Raw genomic sequence first — 17,362 nt, 5'->3', positions numbered from 1 at the left:
CGGCCGCCGAGCGCACCGTGGAGAGCCACGTCCGCAACATCCTCGTGGACGCCGGCGCCACCAGCCGAAAGGAGTTCGTCCGCTGGATGCTCACCAGCGGTCGCTGATCAGTGCGGTCCGGCTCCCGTTGCCGCGTCGACCGCGTAGACGGTGCCGTCCAGGCAGCCGACGAAGACCAGCCCGTCCGCGACGGCCGGCGACGAGTCGTCGACCGGTGCCGGCATCGGGAACCGCCAGCGGACCGCGCCGGTGAGCGCGTCGACGGCGTGCAGGAAGCGGTCCTGGCTGCCGACGTACACGACGCCGTCGACGACCGCAGGCGAGGAGCGGATCCCGCCACCCGTCCGGTAGCGCCACCGCTCGCGCCCGGTGTCCTGCTCGAGTGCGTACAGGACGGCGTCGTCGCAGCCGACGAACAGCACGCCGCGGTCGATGCGCGGGCTCGACACCACGCCCGCGCCGGCAGCGAACTCCCACACCGGCGCGCCGCTCACGGCTGACAGGGCGCGGACCCGCCCGTCGTCGCCACCGATGTGGACGGTGTCGCCGGAGACCGCTGCCGACGAGTCGACGCTGCTGCCGGTCGGGCTGCGCCAGCGCTCGCGGCCGGTCGCCAGGTCGACGGCGTAGACGTTGCGGTCGCGGCACCCGATGTACACGATGCCGCCGGCGATGCGCGGCGACGAGTTGAACCAGTCGTCGCCGGCGAAGCGCCACCGGGACCGGCCGGTCGCCGCGTCCACCGCGATGACCGCGTCGTTCCGGGTGCCGACCACGACGATGCCGTCGGCCACCGCCGGCGAGGAGTGGATGACCCCGGTCGGGACCGTCCACCGGCCGGCGCCCGTGGCCGCGTCGACGGCGTGCAGCCGGCGGTCGTCGCTCCCGACGTAGACGACTCCGCCGTCGAGCGCCGGCGAGGACGTGATGGCTCCGGCGGCCGCGTAGCTCCACAGCTGCCCGCCGTCGCCGGCGTCGAGGGCGTAGAGCAGGCCGTCGTTGCTGCCGACGTAGACGACGCCGGCGGCGACCAGCGGCGAGGAGTAGACCTTGTCGCCGGTGCGGAACGCCCACGGCCCCCGGCCGGGCAGCACGCCGGACACGCGCAGCCCGCCCCACGTGCCCGCACCGAGCGCGGCCAGCGCCGCGACCCCGCTCGCCACCTGCAGCATCCGCCGGCGGCTCGGCGGCGGAGGCGGCGGGGAGGGAGCCGCGTCCGGCGGCCGGATCGGGGTGGTCGGCCACGAGGCGACGGCATCGGGCGGGATCCGCTCGGTCACCGACGGGCTGGTGAGCAGGTCGCGCGCGGCGGCGGCCAGCGCACCCGCCGACGGGTAGCGCTGGTCGGGATCCTTGGCCATCCCGGTGGCGATGACGTCGTCGAACCGCGGGTCGAGCCCCTCCCGCTCCCGCGACGGTCGCGGGGGCGGCGTGGTGATGTGGGCGTGCATCGCCGATGGCAGGCTCACGGTGGGGAACGGCCGGTGCCCGACCAGGCACTCGTGCAGCACGCAGGCCAGCGAGTACACGTCGACCCGCAGATCCCAGTCCTCGCCGGTGAAGCGCTCCGGCGCCATGTAGCCGATGCTGCCCGCGACCAGGCCCGCGTGACTCAGCGTGGGCCCGTCGACGGCGCGGGCGATGCCGAAGTCGACGAGGTAGGCCACCCCGCGCTCGCCCGCTCCGGTGGTCGCCGCCCCGCCGACGAGCAGGATGTTCGACGGCTTCACGTCGCGGTGGACGAGCCCGGCCGCGTGTGCGGCGTCGAGCGCGTCCGCGATCTGGGAGATCACGTCGACGGCCCGCTGCACGCTCATGGGCGTGCTCCGCAGCGCCGCCGCGAGGTCCGGCCCTTCGACGAGGCGCATGTCGATGAACAGCTGCCCGTCGATCTCGCCGTAGTCGTGGATGGGGATCACGTGGGGCTCGTGCAGGTTCGCGACCAGCGCGGACTCCCGCTGGAACCGTGTGCGGTACACGGGGTCGGCGGCGAGCTCGCGCGGCAGCCGCTTGATCGCCACGACGCGGTCGCGGCTCGTGTCGTAGGCGCGGAAGACCTCGCCCATTCCGCCGCGCCCGATCACCGCCTCGAGCCGGTAGGGCCCGAACCGTTCGCCTTCCACCCGTTCGCCCTCGCTCACGCCGCGCGGTACTCGCGGATGTCGATCGCCGTGAACCGGTGCTCGCCCACCGGGACGAGCACGCTGTCGAGGTGGCGGCCGACGACGCCGTCGGGATCGGTGTACCAGTCGTGGCTGTAGACCAGCCAGACCCGCGGGCGCCCGGCCAGCAGGCCGTCCAGCTGCGGCAGGTCGGCCGGGGTCATCCGCGGTTCGAGCACCCCGCGCTCGAACAGGTCCACCGGCACTCCGCGCTCCTCGACAGGTGGACCCACCCCGGCGTAGTAGAAGTCGAACGGGATCCGCGTCCAGCCCGCATTGAACAGCACCAGGTCGCCGGGCTGTGCAGCCCCTGCCAGGTAGAGGGCCGCGCCCTCCCAGTCCTCGACGCTGCCGGCCCGGTAGTAGGCGACCAGCGACACCGTGTTCACGGCGAGCAGCGCGGCCGTCGCGAGCGCCGCGACGCCGCGCCGGCGGATCCCGGTCAGCGCCACCGCGGCGAGCACCGCCAACGGCACCGACGTCCAGATCAGCGTCTGCGAGTAGAAGATGGGGCGCCGGAAGCTGACCAGCAGCTCCAGCACCAGCGGCCCCGCCACCAGCGCCACCAGCAGCAGCGCGGCCGGGCGACCGCGCAGCCGCCACACCCCGCCGGCGGCGAGCGCGACGGCGGCGATCGCGAGCACCAGCGTCCACCCGGCGGGGGCGTGCGCGCTGAGCAGGTTGCGCAGGTGCTCGACGACCGCGGTGCCGGTCGGGGCGGGCAGCCAGAACTCGGCGTCGACCTGCCGGGCCTGCTTGAGGAAGCCCGGCAGCCACCCCAGCCAGGCCACGACGCCGAGCGCCACGCCGAGCGCGAGTGCGCCCGGCCGCGGGCGGCCCGGAGCGCTGAGCAGGACGGTCGCGCCGAGGTCGACCGTCTCGTCCGGGTCGACGGCGGGCGGTGGTCGGGGGCGTGCCCGCTGCCGCAGCGCCACGACGGCGGCGACCACGGCGAGCACCACCGGCAGGAGCACACCGGTGTTGTGGCTGAGCATCGTGAGCGTGACCGACGCGGCGAGGGCGGCGGTCGTGAGGTGGACCGTGCGCCGCGTCATGCCCCGGGTATCGAGCAGGTGCAGGGCGGCCAGCGTCGCCGCGGCGGCGAAGAACGTGAGCATCGTGTACATGCGGCCCTGCTGGGCGTACCAGACGTGCAGCGGCGAGACCGCCTGCAGCACGGCGGCGAGCAGCCCGGCGACCGGCCCGGCCGCGCGGCGCCCGATCAGGAACACCAGCGGCACGGTGGGCACGCTCCACAGCACGGACAAGGCGCGCAGGCCCGTCTCCCGGTCGCCTGGTCCGAGCCAACCCTGCAGCAGGGAGTAGTACAGCGGCGGGTGCTGGTCGACGGCGAGCACGTACCGCCACATGGCTGCCGTCGGCTGCTGCGCGAGCCACCAGCTGAACGCCTCGTCGATCCACAGGCTCTTGTCGGCGATCTCGATCAGGCGCAGCACGAGCGCACCGGCGGTGATCGCGACGACGGCACCGGTCCAGCCGCGCGGCCGCGCCCGGCGGTGCCGTGCCGGGCGGTGCCGCGCAACCTCGATCACGCCTGACCCGGACGCAGCACGGAGAGCGCGTCGGCGCGCTCCCCGACGACGACGAGTCGCCCGTCCGGGGCGACCGCGATCGACACCGGCCCGGCCGGGACCGCGATCGGGCCGGACAGCGCCCGATCGGCGGTGGTGAGCACGCGCACGCTGTCGGTGTCGCGCTGGGAGATGAAGAGCCGGCGACCGTCGCTGCTGACCGCGAGACCCACCGGGGTGGGCCCGACCGCGACGGTGCCGATCACCGCGACGGTCGCGGTGTCGATGATCGAGACGGTGCCGCCGTCGAGGTTCGCCACGTAGAGCCGGGTGCCGTCCGGGCTGACGACGGCGCCGACCGGCGCGTCCCCGACCTTGACGGTCCCGACGACCGCTCCCGTCGTCGTGTCGACGACCGAGAGGTCGTCGGACCCGAAGTTGGGGACGTAGAGCCGCCGGCCGTCGGTGCTCGCAGCCATGCCGTACGGCTGGTCGCCGACCTTGATCGGGCGGCCCACCTGCCGCGCGGTCGCGACGTCGATCGTGACGACGGTGCCGGTGTCGGCGATGCACGCGTAGAGCCGGGCGCCGTCGGGGGACAGCGCGAGCCCGTCGACGAACCCGGCCACGGGCACGGTCGCGGCGACCGTGTGGGTCGCCGCCTCGATGATCGCCACCGAGCCCGACGTGCTGGTGACCAGCACGCGCGTCCCGTCGGCCGTCACGCGGACGCTGTTGGGGCGCTCGCCGACGCGGATCGGCGCGACGACCGGCCGCCCGGTGCGGGTGTCGATCACGGACACGGTGCCCGAGTCCTGGTTGGTGACGTAGGCGCGGCTGCCGTCGGGGCTCAGCGCGACCTCGGCCGGGGCGGCGCCGGTCGCGTACGTGGCCACGGTGGCGAGCAGCGGCGCCGCCGGCGGCTGCGCGAGGAACACGGCCAGGAGCGTCACGCCGGCCAGCGCCACTCCGGACAGGATCGCGCCGGACACGATCAGCAGCGGGCTCGTCCGTCGCCTCGGCGTGGGCCGCCGCTCCGGTGCTGCCGGGAGGTCGAACTGCGGCTCCGAGGCGTACCGGTGGGTGTCGCCCAGGACCGTGCGGTCGGTCTCCGGTCCGGGGTCCGGAAGAGCCGGCGTGGGGCCGGAGAACGCGCGGGTGGGTCCGGTCTGCGGATCCTCCCGCTCCACGGGACGAGGTTCCGGGCTGGGGCGGGGTCCGGGCGCCGGTGTCCTGCGCGGCCCGGCGTGCCCGTCCTCCCGGACGGGGTCGTGCGCCGGGGCGCTCGCCTGGGCGAGGACGTCACCCGAGGTGGCCGGGCCTTGCGACGGCGCATCGGGGGTGGGCGGTGGCGTGTCGGCGGTCGCGGTCTGCACGGGCGACGCGTCGACCGTCGCGCTGATCGGCGCGAGCGGCGCCTCGGCCGTCTCGGCGGGCAGCGCCACGCGGACGTCCGGCCCAGCCGGGCGAGGTGACCAGCCCTCCAGCAGCTCGCGTGCGGCGGCCGCGAGCTCGCCGCAGCTGGCGAAGCGGTCGTCGGAGCTCTTCGCCATACCCCTCGCGATGACGTCGTCGAGTCCCGCAGGCAGGCCCTCGACCAGCTCCGTCGGACGAGGGATCGGGCGGCTCAGGTGCGCCCGCAGCACGCCGAGCAGGTCCTCCGCCAGGTACGGGCGGTGCCCGACGACGGCCTCGAACAGCAGGCAGGCCAGCGAGTAGACATCGACGCGGTGGTCCCACGGGTCGCCGACCATGCGCTCAGGGGCCATGTACGAGGCGGTACCGAGCGCGAGCCCGGGGCGGCTGAGGGTGGAGCCGCCGAGGTTGGCCGCGATGCCGAAGTCGGCGAGGTAGGCGAACCCGCGGTCGACGACCTGCGCGGGCTTGCCGACGAGCAGCACGTTGGGTGGCTTCACGTCGCGGTGGACGAGGCCGTCCTCGTGGGCTGCGTCGAGGGCGTCGGCGATCTGGGAGACGATGTCGACGGCGCGGGGCAGCGCCAGCGGCGCCCGCTTGAGCACCGTGCCGAGGTCGATCCCCTCGACGAGCCGCATGTCGATGTAGAGCTGGCCGTCGATCTCGCCGTAGTCGTGGATCGGGACGACGTGCGGCTCCCGCAGCTTCGCCGCCAGGGCGGACTCGCGCTTGAAGCGGGTGCGGAACTCCTCGTCCGTCGCCAGGTGCCGGGGCATCCGCTTGATCGCGACGATGCGGTTGCGGCGCGTGTCGTAGGCCCGGTAGACCACGCCCATCCCGCCGCGGCCGATCACCTCGTCGAGGCGGTAGTGCCCGAACACGCCCAAGGTGCCGGTCGCGGTGTCGGGGTCAGCCGGCGGGCCCGCAGCCGGGCCCACCTCCAGGTCAGCACCCATCCTGGACCTCCTCCCCGCCGGGCGAGCAGCCCGTTCCCGACGCCGGTGTCGACGCCGGTGTCCGTGCCCTGGCCAGCTCGACCGCCAGCCGCTCCTCGAGCGGCCGGCCGAGCGCAGCGATGCCCGCGGCGCTCAGGTGCACCCCGTCGCCGAGCCGTGGCGCGCCGGGCTCGCCCACGGTGCGGCAGTAGCCGGCCGGGCACAAGGGCCCGTCGGTGTCGAAGGCGACGACCGCGGGGTGCGTCATCGCCGCTTCGACCAGGAGCGCGTCGAGGCATCCGCCCCGTGCGTCGACACCCGTGCCGTCCTGCGTGGTGACGAGGATCGGGCGGTGGGGCGCCCTCGTCGTCAGCACGCCGACCGCGTCGGCCACCAGGGACCGGTACGTGGTGCGGAACTGCGGGTCGCACGGGCTCGACGGGACGCCGGGGCCACGGCGGGGCGCTGCGTCGGCGGACAGGTCGAGCACGACCGCGGCGGGCCGCGTGGTCAGCACCGCGGTGCGCCAGAGATCGATCTGGTCGGCGCAGGCCGGGGCGGGCTGCGGGGCCTGGGCCAGTGCGGTCGGCCGGGCCGGCGAGTCGGGGGCCGGCGGTTCCGGCAGCAGCCCGCACCCCGGTCGGGTCGCGTCGACCACCGTGAACCGGGAGCCCGCGAGCGCGGCGGCCGTGTCGGAGCCGCTGGACCCGCCCAGCACGAGGATGGCCAACCCGGTTCCGGAGCCGAGAGGGCGCTCGTCGAGGGTGTAGAGGACGGGGGCGCCGGCGAGCACGGTCGCCGCCAGCAGGGCCGTGCCCGCGCCGAAGCCCGGCCCGCGCCGGGCGGCGCGGTCACGCACGCGGCGCAGCAGGCCGTCCTGCACGAGCAGGCCGAGGACCCACGCCAGCGCGACCCCGACCGCGATCAGCGCGAACGGCCGAGCACCCGGGACCGCTCGCTGGACCAGCCAGAACAGCGGGGCGTGCAGCAGCAGGATCGGGTACGCCGAGCGGCCCAGCTCCAGCGGGAACCCGCGGCCGACGCCACCCGCGGTACCGCCGATGGTGCTGGTCAGGTGCAGCGCTACCAGCAGGATCGCCGCGGCCGCCGCAGCGGCGGCGGGCCCGCCCGAGGTAAGCCACGTCGCGCGCCACAGCGTGGCCGCCACCGCGGACGCGACCAGCCCGGCGACGCCGAGGGCGGCGAGCAGCCATGCGCCCGTCCGGGCCGGGGCCCGGCGCGGCAGGCCCGCGGCGACGACCCCCGCGGTGGCACCCGACAGCCACTCGGCGGCACGGACGTGGCTGCCGAACGCGAGCTCGGTGGGGTCGGCGCCCGACCGTGCGCGGAGCACGCCCGCCGCGGCGGCCAGCAGGGCCAGCGCGAGGACGAACGGGACCAGGCGCGCCGTGCGGCCGGCGCGCGCGTCGACCAGCCACCGCAGCCCGCACAGCACCAGCGGCCAGGCCAGCGTGAACTGCACCAGCAGGGAGATGAGCCACAGCGTCCCGAACGGATCCACGAGGTCCAGCCGGTTCGTGTAGAAGTCCCCGTGCGGCGCGAGCAACCCGGCGCGCGGCGCCGGGAGCACCCCCGCGCGCGCGATCTCGACCCAGTTCTGCACGCCGAGGGCGCCGCCCAGCCCGTCGATCGCGGCCTGCCCCACCTGGTGGGCGCGGCCCAGCAGCGCGATCGCGAGGAGCCCGCCCAGCAGCGTGAGGAGCAGCAGCGGTGCGTGGCGGCCGATCTGGTCGAGGTACCAGGCCCGCGCGGTCACCGGCGCGCCGGAGCTGCCGGCGGCGGTGAGCACGGTGTAGGTCACCACGAACCCACCGACGGCGAGCACGAGGTCGGGGCCGAGCAGCTCGACGGCGAAGCCTCCGCTGCTCTGCAGCGCCACGAGGAGCACGGACAGCCCGGCGAACCCCGTGATCGCCGCAGGCACGGCACGACCGGGCGCGGTGGCGGTCACGTCGACCGTCCCCACGCGGCGAAGCACGCCCGCATCGCGGGCTGCGCCGCGCGGCCGAGCCAGGAGTCGTGCAGGTCGGCGGCCGGGTCGACGGCGGCGGGGTCGACGTCGAATCCGATCTTCCACCAGTAGAGCCCACCGAGCCCGCGGTCGTGCGCGGCGCGGCACGCTGCGGTGAACCAGCGACGCTGGATGCCCTCGTCGAGCGGCGCGCCCGCACGGTGCGGAACGGCCGGGTTCTCGAGGGTCTGCGCCTCGGCGGCGGCCCCGACCTCCGTGAGGACGGCGCCGCGCCCGATGCGGGCGCTGTCGAGCCACGTCGTCCACGCCGCCGTCAGCCGGTCCTCGCCGTCGCCGGCGGTCACGTCCAGCTGGGGGTACGCGTCGATCCCGATGACGTCGACCGGGACGCCGGTGCGCGCGGTCGCGTAGGCGTCCCAGTTCGCCGTGTAGGCCAGCTCGCCCCGGTAGACGTCCCGGGCGCGACCGACGAGCGCGGGCCAGTGCGGGTCGTCCTGCAGCGAGTTCAGCTCCGCGCCCAGCACGACCGTGTCGACCCCGACGCGCTCCGCGACGTGCAGGTACGGCGTCACCAGCTCCTCGTACGAGGCGTACCAGGCGTCGCGGTGGCGGGGCAGCAGCTTGCCGCGCCACGAGTGCGGGTCCTGCTGCTGCAGGTTCGCCTCGTCCAGCAGCGGGCGCAGGCTCGTGCGCAGCCCCATGGCCCTGGCCTGCGCGAGCACCAGCCCGACCCGCTCCGGCGTCGGGGTCCGTCCGTCGACGTGCACGGCGCTGGCGGTCAGCGACTCGGTGAAGAACGGGAACGTGACGCCGACGGCGTTGGCCTCCATGCCGATCACCTGCGCGAATAGCCGGCGCGCCTTCGCGAGCACGACCTCGTCGCTGTCGGCGGGGTTGTTCACCCAGTAGACCTGCACGCCCAGCTCCGGCCGGCCGGGGCGCCACGGATCGGCGACGGACGGTCCGGCGCTGGTCGGGACCGGGCCGGCAGCGGGAGCGGCGATCGCCGGCGCCGTCCAGCTGCCGAGGGCAACGGCCAGCGCCGCGCCGACCCCGGTGGCCCACCGGGCGAGGCTCGACCCGTTCACAGCGGCTTCGCGATCACGGTGAAGGTGGTCTCGCCGTGCCGCACGAACCGGATGACGCCGCAGAGGACGCCCGCTGCCTCCCACAGCGAGAACAGCGGCATCAGCGCGACGACGGCGATCCGTTCCCACCAGCGCCGGCGCCCGTCGGCGGAGGCGCGGGTGTTGAGCTTGAGCCCCTCCCAGTACGTCCAGACCTGGTAGGCGATGTTCATCGCCCAGACGGGCAGCAGTACCGCGGTCACCGGGAGCGTGTCGAGGTCGCCCAGCAGGGCGCCCGCGGCGAGGACGACCGCCACGTGCTGCAGCGGTCCGCAGGCCCAGATCAGCATGTTGTGCAGGAGCAGCAGCCGGTGCCGCAGCGGCACCGCGCGGTTCACCGACAGCTCCAGCAGCCCCCACGCCCAGCGCTCGCGCTGGCGGACCAGGTCCGTGACGCTCGCCGGCGCCGCGCCGAGCGACCGGCCGGCGAACCAGTCGCTGCGGCCCGGGTGGCGGTCGGCGAACAGCAGCGCGAACTGGGCGTCCTCGACGATGGCGCGGGGCCCGAAGTCCCAGCCGATCCCGGCCTCCACCGAGGCCCGCACCAGCAGCAGCTCGCCGTGCACGCCGGCGCGGGGCGTGCCGGTGCCGGTGGTGAGCGCGAAGACCGACAGGTCGCAGGCGGGGCGGACGGCGTCGGCGAGCCACAGCAGCCGGCGCGCGCCGTGCTCGCGCGGGTAGGTCAGCACGCCCTGCGCGAGGTGCGCTGCCGCGGCGCCGCGGTGGCGCTGGGCGTGGACGAAGCGCGCCATGGCCGCGCCCGTGTCCACGTCGACCCCGGTGTCGTCGTCCATGTGCAGGACCCAGACGTCGTCGCGGGCCTCGCCCTCACGGATGCGCAGCTCGTGCGCGTAGTGGTTGGCCCTGGCCTTGAACCGGGTGCCGGCCGGGGTGCGGTAGGCCCGCGGCACGACCACGACGCGCACCTGCGGCCCGGCGAGCGCCGCGATCCGGGCGAGCGCCTCGCAGCCCTGCTCGACGACGATGTCGACCCGCATCCGCGGGAAGTGCACCGGCAGGCACCGCCGGTAGGACAGCACCGCGCGCTCCAGCGCCGGCAGGGTGGCGAACCGGCCGATCGTCGGGACCACGACCAGCAGGAACGCGTCCCGGACCGGCGGCGGGGGTGGCTCGCGGCGAGCCCGGCGCAGCCGACGGACCGTGCGCAGCGCCCCCGCGACGCCCAGCAGCGAGGCACTGCACGGGAGCGTCCACAGGACGGTGGTGATCCAGGCGAGCGTGCCCGGGTTGCCGCCCTGCTGCAGGAAGGCCCAGCCGGAGATCCCCAGTGCGACCAGGAAGGTCACGACGAACGACGTCGTGCCGGGCCGGACCGGGCTGGGCGGGAAGGTGGGCGCCGGGACCGCGAGGGTGACGGTGGAGTCGGCGGGCAGGGCCGTCGGCACGGTCAGGTCGAAGCCCCCGGTCGACCGTGGGCCTGCAGCGTGAGCCGGGACGGCGACCAGAACCGTCCGGCTCTCGCCGCTCCCGATCGACATGATCCCAGGATCGTCGACGGGCCGGACCGGCGTTACCTCCTGCGCGGGAGGGCCGCGTTACGTCGAGGTAAGGTTTCTCTTGCCCGATGGCAACTGCCTCGACAGCTACCCGTCAAGGACGCAGTTCTCCCTGGTCGCAGGGGGTGTTCAGCGATCAATTGTGGGCGCCCGGCGGAAGCGTTCGTTCAGGGTGCCGCGGTCGCCGTGGGCCGCGAAGCGTCGGAGGGCTCGGCCGAGAACGGACCGGAGACCGGGCGCAGGGACGCCAGCGGGGGCGGGCTGTGGTCGACCAGTTCGGTGATCGACGCGCGGAGGGCGGCGGCGAGCCGGTCGAGATCGGGGACCGCGTCGTGGTCGGCAGTGAGTCCGTAGGTCAGGGTGCCGTCGCAGGACATCACCCCGATGGCCAGTACCTGGCCCGGGCCGAGCGGCACCGCGGGCACGAGGTCGCGCACCCGGACGTCGCCGCAGCGCAGCGGGCGGGGCGGACCGGGGACGTTGGTGATCAGGACGTCGTACAAGCGCGCGCTGTGGCGGCCCACCAGCCGCGACGCCGCACCCTGCACGGCTGCGGGCATGAGGTCGGCGAGCGCGGCGAGCAGTGGTACCGGAGCGGGGCCGCGTCGTTTGGCCGCGCTGGTCGCGGTCCGAACCCGGGTCAGCCGGTGCAGCGGGTCGGTCGTGCCGGTCGGGAGGTCGATGAGGTGGGCGGAGATGGCGTTGGCCGCCACGGCGTCGGGTGTCGCTTCCCGGGCGTCGCGGTTGCGGGCGCGGACACTGGTCGGGACCAGCGCCCGCACGGTGGCCGGGTGCTCGCCACGGTCGGCGAGCCAGCGCCGCAGCGCCCCCGCGACGGCGGCGAGGACCACGTCGTTGACGGTGCCACCGAGTGCGCGACGGACGGCCCGGTGGTCGGCCAGCGATGCGCCGACGGTGGTGAACCGCCGTCGCGGACCGGTGGTCGCGTGCAACGCCGGCACCGAACTGCCCTCCAGCAACCTGAGCCCGGCCGTGGTCCAGGCGGCCGGTGATCGTCCGATGCTCTCCGGCCATGCGGCGCACACCGCGCCGGCCAGCCCCCGCACCTGCTCGGCCGCCTTCCGCGAGGCGCCGGCGTACCAGCCGGCGGCAGCGAGCGCGGTCTGCGCCGTCGTCGGCGGTGTCGTGGGCCGCCATGCCGGCCCCGCCGATGCCGGATCGAACAGGCCGGCGGCCATCGCCATCAGCCCGAGCCCGTCACCCATCGCGTGGTGGGCCTTGACGATCAACGCCGCCCGCCCCGTGGCGAGGCCCTCGACGACATGGAGCTCCCAGAGCGGCCGGGAACGATCGAGGGGCTCGGCGAGCACGTCGGCAACCAGCCGGTGGAGCTGCTCGACGGATCCGGGGGTGGGCAGTGCGACGTGACGCAGGTGATGACCGAGCTCGAACCGGTAGTCGTCGGCCCACCACGGCGCCAGGACACCACCGGGCAGCTGCCGGAGCCGCCGCCGGAGTCGGGGGTCGCGGCGCAGGTGGGCCGCGAGGCGGGTGTTCAGCTCCGGCACGTCCACTGGTCCCGGCGCGGCGTCGAGGGTCATCACGGCCACGACGTTCATCGGGGTCGAGGGCGTGTCCAGGTGCAGGAACATCGCATCGAGCGCCCCGAGTGCGGGCAGGGGTGGAATCACCTTCGACAGGCTAGGCAGCGAACATGATCACGATCGAGAACGGCGACGCCTCACCCGTTCCTACCAACCACGTGACGCGCGGTGGGACTCGGCGGTCCTCGATGCCGCCGGCGGGCGTCGGTGACGACCCACTTCGCGCAAGGCCGATGGCTGACGCGCCATGCCGACGCCGCCTACGTCAGCGTGGTCTGCGACAGGCTTCCGTCCGCAGCGCTGTAGATGAGCAGTCGCTGGTCGGGCTCGTCGGCCAGAACCAGGGTTTCCAGCTCGACGGTGAGTTCGCCGATCTCGGGATGCCGTAGGTGACGCAGCCCGGAGGCGTGCTCGGCGACCGGATGGGCGGCCCACAGCGTGGCGAACTCTTCGCTGTTCACGGCCAGATCGCCGACGAGAGCGGCCAGTTCGGTGTCGTCCCGGTGCCGGCTGACCGCCAGCCTCAGCGACGCGACAGCGCAGGACGCCGAGTTCTCCCAGCGCGGGTACAGATCGCGGTGGTGCGGATCGAGGAACAGCATCCTGGTGAGGTTGGGGCGCTGGCCAGCCCGATCCGGCGCGTCCCGGTCGAGGTGACCGGCCAGGAGCCAGTGCCCGAGCGGATTCCACGCCAACACCTCGGTGCGCACCCCGACGAGGACGGCGGGAACGTTCAGGGAGCCGATGAGCTGCCGGGTGCCGTGGCGCACCGTCGCGGGCGCTGCCGTCCGCGGATGCGGCGGTGCGGGCCTGGCGATGTTGTGCAGGTAGCCGCGTTCGTCGTCGCTCAGCTCGAGCGCGCGGGCGAGCGCCTCGATGACCGACTCCGATGCCTGGTGGCTCTGGCCTTGTTCCAGCCGGGTGTAGTAGGTGACGCTCACTCCCGCGAGCTGAGCCAGTTCCTCACGGCGGAGCCCGGGGACGCGACGCGCTCCGTACGAGGCGATCCCCAGGTCCTCCGGCTTGAGCCGGCCGCGCCGAACCCGCAGGAACTCGCCGAGCGTGGTGCTGGTCTGCATGCGTCCCATCGTGCCCACGCCGTCGCCGCGCTGCCTGGCCCTGGCTGTGCCAGACAGCCGCCGACCACCCACACCACGGTCTGGAAGCCGCTGCCTGCACGGGCGAGGGTCACACCATGAAGCGATGGACGATGTCCACGGCCGGCCGCGCCAACCTCGAACTCAGCGACGCCCCGATCCCCGAGCCGGCCGTCGGCGAGATCCTGGTCAAGGTCTCGGCCGTCTCACTCAACTACCGCGACCGGCTCGCCATCGACGAGGGGCTCACCATGGTCTTCCCCGAGGACGGCCCGTTCGTGCCGGGATCCGACATGGCCGGCGAGGTCGTCGGCGTGGGAACGCAGGTGGACCGCTTCGCGCCGGGTGACCGCGTGATCTCCACCTGCCTGCCTGGCTGGATCGAGGGCCCGGGCCCGGGCAATGCCCGGATGGGCGGTCCGGAAGCCCTCGGCAGCGGACACTACCCCGGTGTCCTGACCGAGTACGTGGCACTCGACCAGGAGTGGGCGGTACGGGCGCCGGAGAGCCTCAGCGACATCGAGGCGAGCACGCTCCCCATGGCCGGTCTGTCGGCCTGGACCGCCCTGGTCGAGCAAGGCAGGGTGCATGCCGGTGAGACCGTGCTCGTGCACGGGACCGGCGGGGTAGCGCTCTTCGGCCTGCAGATCGCTGCGGCCCACGGCGCCGAGGTCATCGTCGTCTCCGGCGACGACGCCAAGCTCGCCCGCGCCAAGGACCTGGGCGCCGCCCACAGGATCAATCGGCTCACCGAGGACTGGGTCGAGCGCGTCTACGCACTCACCCGTGACCGCGGCGCCGACCACATCCTGGAGACCGTCGGCGGCCACCACCTCTCCCGCTCGATCGAGGCGGCGGCAGTCGGCGGCCACATCTCCCTCATCGGCATCCTCCAGGGCTACGAGATCTCCGGCCATGTCGCCCACCTGGCCCGCAAGAAGCTGCGCATCGACGGACTCCAGGTCGGGCACCGGCGATCCCTGGAGGACCTGGTCCGCGCGGCCGATCACCTCGTCCTTCGCCCCGTGATCGCAGCCGAGTACACCCTTTCCGACCTCCCGTCCGCGCTTGCCCACCTGGAACGCGGCGCCTTCGGAAAGATCGTCATCACACCCGCCTGATCGTGGATGACCGCGGTAGCGCAGCTTCAGCGCCCCGTGCGCGACGAACGCCCCGATGAAGAGCCACGCGCCGATGGAGAACCGATCATCCGGGCAGACCCGACGCAGGCAAGACGCCGTCAGATGAGAGTCAGGTACTCCCGCTGTTCCCACTCCGACACCTCGGCGCGGAAGCGCTCGAGCTCTGCGGTCTTGAGCCGTACCAGCCAGTCGATCACCCTCGGCCCCAGCGCCTCGGCGAAGACCCGATCGGTGCGCAGCGCCTCGATCGCCTCGCCGAGGTCGGTCGGCAGCCGTGGAGCGTCGGCGGTGTACGGGGTGGCGGTCGGCGGGCCGGGGTCGAGCGCGCCGTCGATGCCGGCCAGCCCGGCGACGGCCTGCGAGGCCACGTACAGGTACGGGTTGGCCGCTGGTTCGCCGCAGCGGTTCTCCAGCCGGGTGGCGGGGTCGCCGGGACCACCCACCGCGCGGACCATCGCCCCCTTGTTGTCGATCCCCCACACGATCCGGTCCGGCGCGAGGGACTGCGGCTGGTAGCGCTTGTACCCGTTGACGGTCGGGGTGGTCAGCACGGTCGCGGCACCGGCGTGCTGCAGCAGCCCGCCGAGGTAGGCCATGCCGACCTCGGACAACGCGGCCCCAGGTGTGTCGGGCGTCATCGCGTTGCCGCCGCCGCGGTCGGCCAGCGACTGGTGCAGGTGCCAGCCCGCCGACGCGCTCAGCGCCCCGAGCGGCCGGCTCATGAAGGTCGCGAGGTAGCCGTGGCGGGCGCACAGCTGGCGGATCGCGCTGCGGCACAGCACCACGTCGTCGGCAGCGGTGAGCGCCGGCCGCGGCGCGAGGGTCACCTCCAGCTGGTTCGGGCCGAACTCCAGCTCGATCGACCGCAACGGCAGGTCCAGCGCGGTGAGCCCGTCGTGCAGGAGCTGCACGACGTCGTCGAGCACGTCGAGGCTCTCGACGTGGAGCAGCTGCGCTCCCCGGGTCGTCGGCGACAGGTCCGGCTGGCGGCCCGGGCGGCCCGGCGCCGACTGGCCGGGCTCCGGGTCGTCGCCCGTTCGGAACAGGTGGAACTCCAGCTCGACGCCGACCACCAGGTCGTACCCCCGTTCCGCGAGCCTGCCCAACGCCTGCCGGCAGATCTCGCGGGTCGAGAGCGGCACCCGGCCGCCGGCGGGGAAGGACAGATCGCAGAGGATCCAGGCGGTGCGCGGCGCCCACGGCAGCGGCCGGAACGTGTGCGGGTCCGGCACCAGCACCACGTCCCCCGCGCCCTCCAGGCCGGGCACGTCGATCCCCCCGCCCGCGCTGAACACCGGGTACGCCGACCGCCCTGACGTGTCCTTGAGCAGCAACGACGACGGAACGGTCACGCCGTCCCGCAGCGCGGCGGCGAACGCGTCGCGCGTGAGGGTCTTGCCGCGCAGGACGCCGTGCTGGTCGGCGAAGCACACCCGGAACAGCTCGATCCCGGCCTCGTCGACCACCCTGCGCAGCTGCGCGGCCGCCGCGTGCTCGGGCTCGCCCCAGCAGCCTTCTCGCTGGACGAACCCGTCGAGCCGACCGGGGGTCACGGCTGGCCGGCCACGACGCTCGCCCATGGCGATCGCGCCCGGCGCGCCGCCTCGCGGTCGCGCCAGTGCTGTTCCCAGCCGACGTCGGGCGCGGTGGTGTCCACGGTCAACGGACCGCGCAGCGCGGCCGCCTCGGCAGGGTCGCTGGGGCGGCCGGGCAGCGGACGGCCGGCGGCGTGCGCGGCGATGGAGCGCAGCAGCAGCCGCCGGTTCGCGGTGACGGCGCGGTCGGAGACCCCCAACCGCTCGACCGTGCGGTCCTGGATCCGGCCCATGCTCTCCACGGCCCACTGGTCGTGGACGTTGATGTCGAGGCCCATCCCCGTGAACGTCTGCGACATCTGCTCGGCGGGGTCGAAGCCCCAGTCGTTGTCGCGGTTGCGCAGCGGTCGGTAGTCCGGCAGCGACACCCCCGCGAGCCGCTGGGCCAGCAGCGTCTCGGTGTCGGTCGGCTCGGCGAAGTCGTAGAAGATCATGTACCAGTAGTGGTTCTCGTCGTCGACGGGCACGTGCCACTGGCAGAACGCGCGGTCGTTGCCGAAGGGCACCACGAACGCGTTGGGGAACAGCAGGTTGGTGACCCGCACGTGCCGCAGCTCCGCGTTCAGCCTGCGGATCGCGAAGACCCGAAGGCCGTGCTCGTCGGGCTCCACGTCGATGTCGGGGCGGACGTCGGCGCCGACGATGTCCGACACGCTCCGGCCGGTGCCCTCGACCTCCTCGCGGAACTGCTGCCCGTACGTGTCGCGGGGATCCGCCTCCAGGAACCGGTGCAGGTACGACACGTGGCTCGGGTCGATCCCGCCCTCGACGCCCTGGAGCCAGTTGCACTCCCACAGCCCCTTGAACGCGAACGTGTACTCCTGCGGGGCGGTGAAGCAGTCCCAGCCGGGCAGCGGCGGCGGCTCCCCGCCGCCCAGGTAGGCGAAGATGATCCCGTTGCGCTCGATGCACGGGTAGCCGGGGATCGAGACCTTCTCGTGGAACCGGCTCGACGGCGGCTCCGCCGGCTGCTCGCGACAGCGGCCGTCGGGACCGTAGAGCCAGCCGTGGTACAGGCAGCGCAGACCGCCGTCCTCCAGCCGGCCGAAGCTGAGGTCGACGCCCCGGTGCGCGCAGAAGCGGCCGACCAGCGCCCAGCCGCCGTCGTCGCGGCGGAACAGCACCAGGTCCTCACCCATCAGCCGCACGGCCTTCACCGGGCGCAGCTGCGGCATCTCCGACACCAGCGCGACGGGCTGCCAGTAGGCGCGCAGCAACCCGCCGCAGCCGGTGCCGCGCCCGGTCCGGGTGATCAGCTCGTTGTCCTCACGGGAGAGCATC

General features: G+C 74.3%; 11 protein-coding genes. 1 reads left to right on the top strand and 10 read right to left on the bottom strand.

Going from position 1 to position 17,362, the window contains the following annotated elements:
• Positions 1-107: 107 nt before the first annotated feature.
• The 8 genes from ACQEVB_RS13835 to ACQEVB_RS13800 all read right to left on the bottom strand — a co-directional run bounded on the left by ACQEVB_RS13835 (position 108) and on the right by ACQEVB_RS13800 (position 13,326).
• Positions 108-2,141 (bottom strand): PQQ-binding-like beta-propeller repeat protein, encoded by a 2,034-nt coding sequence (locus ACQEVB_RS13835; RefSeq protein ID WP_432970071.1) that lies wholly within the window; start codon positions 2,139-2,141, stop codon positions 108-110.
• Complete coding sequence (locus tag ACQEVB_RS13830; RefSeq protein ID WP_432970068.1) at positions 2,138-3,715, bottom strand: glycosyltransferase family 39 protein; 1,578 nt, start codon at positions 3,713-3,715, stop codon at positions 2,138-2,140. The genes ACQEVB_RS13835 and ACQEVB_RS13830 overlap by 4 nt, the downstream gene beginning before the upstream one ends.
• Entirely contained in the window at positions 3,712-6,066 is a 2,355-nt protein-coding gene (locus ACQEVB_RS13825) for a protein kinase domain-containing protein (protein WP_432970065.1), read from the bottom strand. Before ACQEVB_RS13825 ends, ACQEVB_RS13830 begins: the two co-directional genes overlap by 4 nt.
• Positions 6,056-8,017, bottom strand: a complete 1,962-nt coding sequence (locus ACQEVB_RS13820; RefSeq protein WP_432970062.1) for an acyltransferase family protein — start codon at positions 8,015-8,017, stop codon at positions 6,056-6,058. The genes ACQEVB_RS13825 and ACQEVB_RS13820 overlap by 11 nt, the downstream gene beginning before the upstream one ends.
• The gene (locus tag ACQEVB_RS13815; RefSeq protein WP_432970059.1) at positions 8,014-9,126 is read right to left on the bottom strand and encodes a glycoside hydrolase family 113; all 1,113 of its coding nucleotides are present in this window, start codon (positions 9,124-9,126) and stop codon (positions 8,014-8,016) included. The genes ACQEVB_RS13820 and ACQEVB_RS13815 overlap by 4 nt, the downstream gene beginning before the upstream one ends.
• On the bottom strand, positions 9,123-10,664 hold the full coding sequence (locus tag ACQEVB_RS13810; protein ID WP_432970056.1) for a glycosyltransferase family 2 protein: 1,542 nt from the start codon (positions 10,662-10,664) through the stop codon (positions 9,123-9,125). Before ACQEVB_RS13810 ends, ACQEVB_RS13815 begins: the two co-directional genes overlap by 4 nt.
• A 185-nt stretch (positions 10,665-10,849) precedes the next feature.
• Positions 10,850-12,334, bottom strand: coding sequence for a wax ester/triacylglycerol synthase family O-acyltransferase (locus ACQEVB_RS13805; RefSeq protein WP_432970053.1), 1,485 nt, complete (start codon positions 12,332-12,334; stop codon positions 10,850-10,852).
• A gap of 173 nt (positions 12,335-12,507) precedes the next feature.
• Entirely contained in the window at positions 12,508-13,326 is an 819-nt protein-coding gene (locus ACQEVB_RS13800; protein WP_432970050.1) for a helix-turn-helix transcriptional regulator, read from the bottom strand.
• A 116-nt stretch (positions 13,327-13,442) separates the two neighbouring features.
• On the opposite strand from ACQEVB_RS13800, the gene ACQEVB_RS13795 reads away from it, so the two are divergent.
• Positions 13,443-14,465: a zinc-dependent alcohol dehydrogenase family protein gene (locus ACQEVB_RS13795; RefSeq protein ID WP_432970047.1), complete on the top strand. Its 1,023-nt coding sequence runs from the start codon at positions 13,443-13,445 to the stop codon at positions 14,463-14,465.
• A 119-nt stretch (positions 14,466-14,584) separates the two neighbouring features.
• On the opposite strand, the gene ACQEVB_RS13790 is transcribed toward ACQEVB_RS13795, so the two are convergent.
• Together ACQEVB_RS13790 and ACQEVB_RS13785 are read right to left on the bottom strand one after the other, a co-directional pair.
• Positions 14,585-16,039 (bottom strand): glutamine synthetase family protein, encoded by a 1,455-nt coding sequence (locus ACQEVB_RS13790; RefSeq protein WP_432970044.1) that lies wholly within the window; start codon positions 16,037-16,039, stop codon positions 14,585-14,587.
• Positions 16,036-17,361 carry a Rieske 2Fe-2S domain-containing protein gene (locus ACQEVB_RS13785; protein ID WP_432970041.1) on the bottom strand — a complete coding sequence of 442 codons (1,326 nt, stop codon included), beginning with the start codon at positions 17,359-17,361 and terminating at the stop codon, positions 16,036-16,038. The genes ACQEVB_RS13790 and ACQEVB_RS13785 overlap by 4 nt, the downstream gene beginning before the upstream one ends.
• Position 17,362 lies beyond the last annotated feature (1 nt).

It is taken from the genome of Pseudonocardia sp. CA-107938 (genome assembly GCF_050936315.1).
GTDB lineage: Bacteria > Actinomycetota > Actinomycetes > Mycobacteriales > Pseudonocardiaceae > Pseudonocardia.
Note: the sequence above shows the minus strand (reverse complement) of the source record. Positions and strands in the feature narration are given on the sequence as shown.

Bases quoted from the DNA above. Each gene is read 5' to 3' on its own strand.
- ACQEVB_RS13785 (WP_432970041.1), bottom strand. From the start codon at position 17,361: ATGCTCTCCCGTGAGGACAACGAGCTGATCACCCGGACCGGGCGCGGC.
- ACQEVB_RS13795 (WP_432970047.1), top strand. From the start codon at position 13,443: ATGAAGCGATGGACGATGTCCACGGCCGGCCGCGCCAACCTCGAACTC.
- ACQEVB_RS13800 (WP_432970050.1), bottom strand. From the start codon at position 13,326: ATGCAGACCAGCACCACGCTCGGCGAGTTCCTGCGGGTTCGGCGCGGC.
- ACQEVB_RS13825 (WP_432970065.1), bottom strand. From the start codon at position 6,066: ATGGGTGCTGACCTGGAGGTGGGCCCGGCTGCGGGCCCGCCGGCTGAC.
- ACQEVB_RS13810 (WP_432970056.1), bottom strand. From the start codon at position 10,664: ATGTCGATCGGGAGCGGCGAGAGCCGGACGGTTCTGGTCGCCGTCCCG.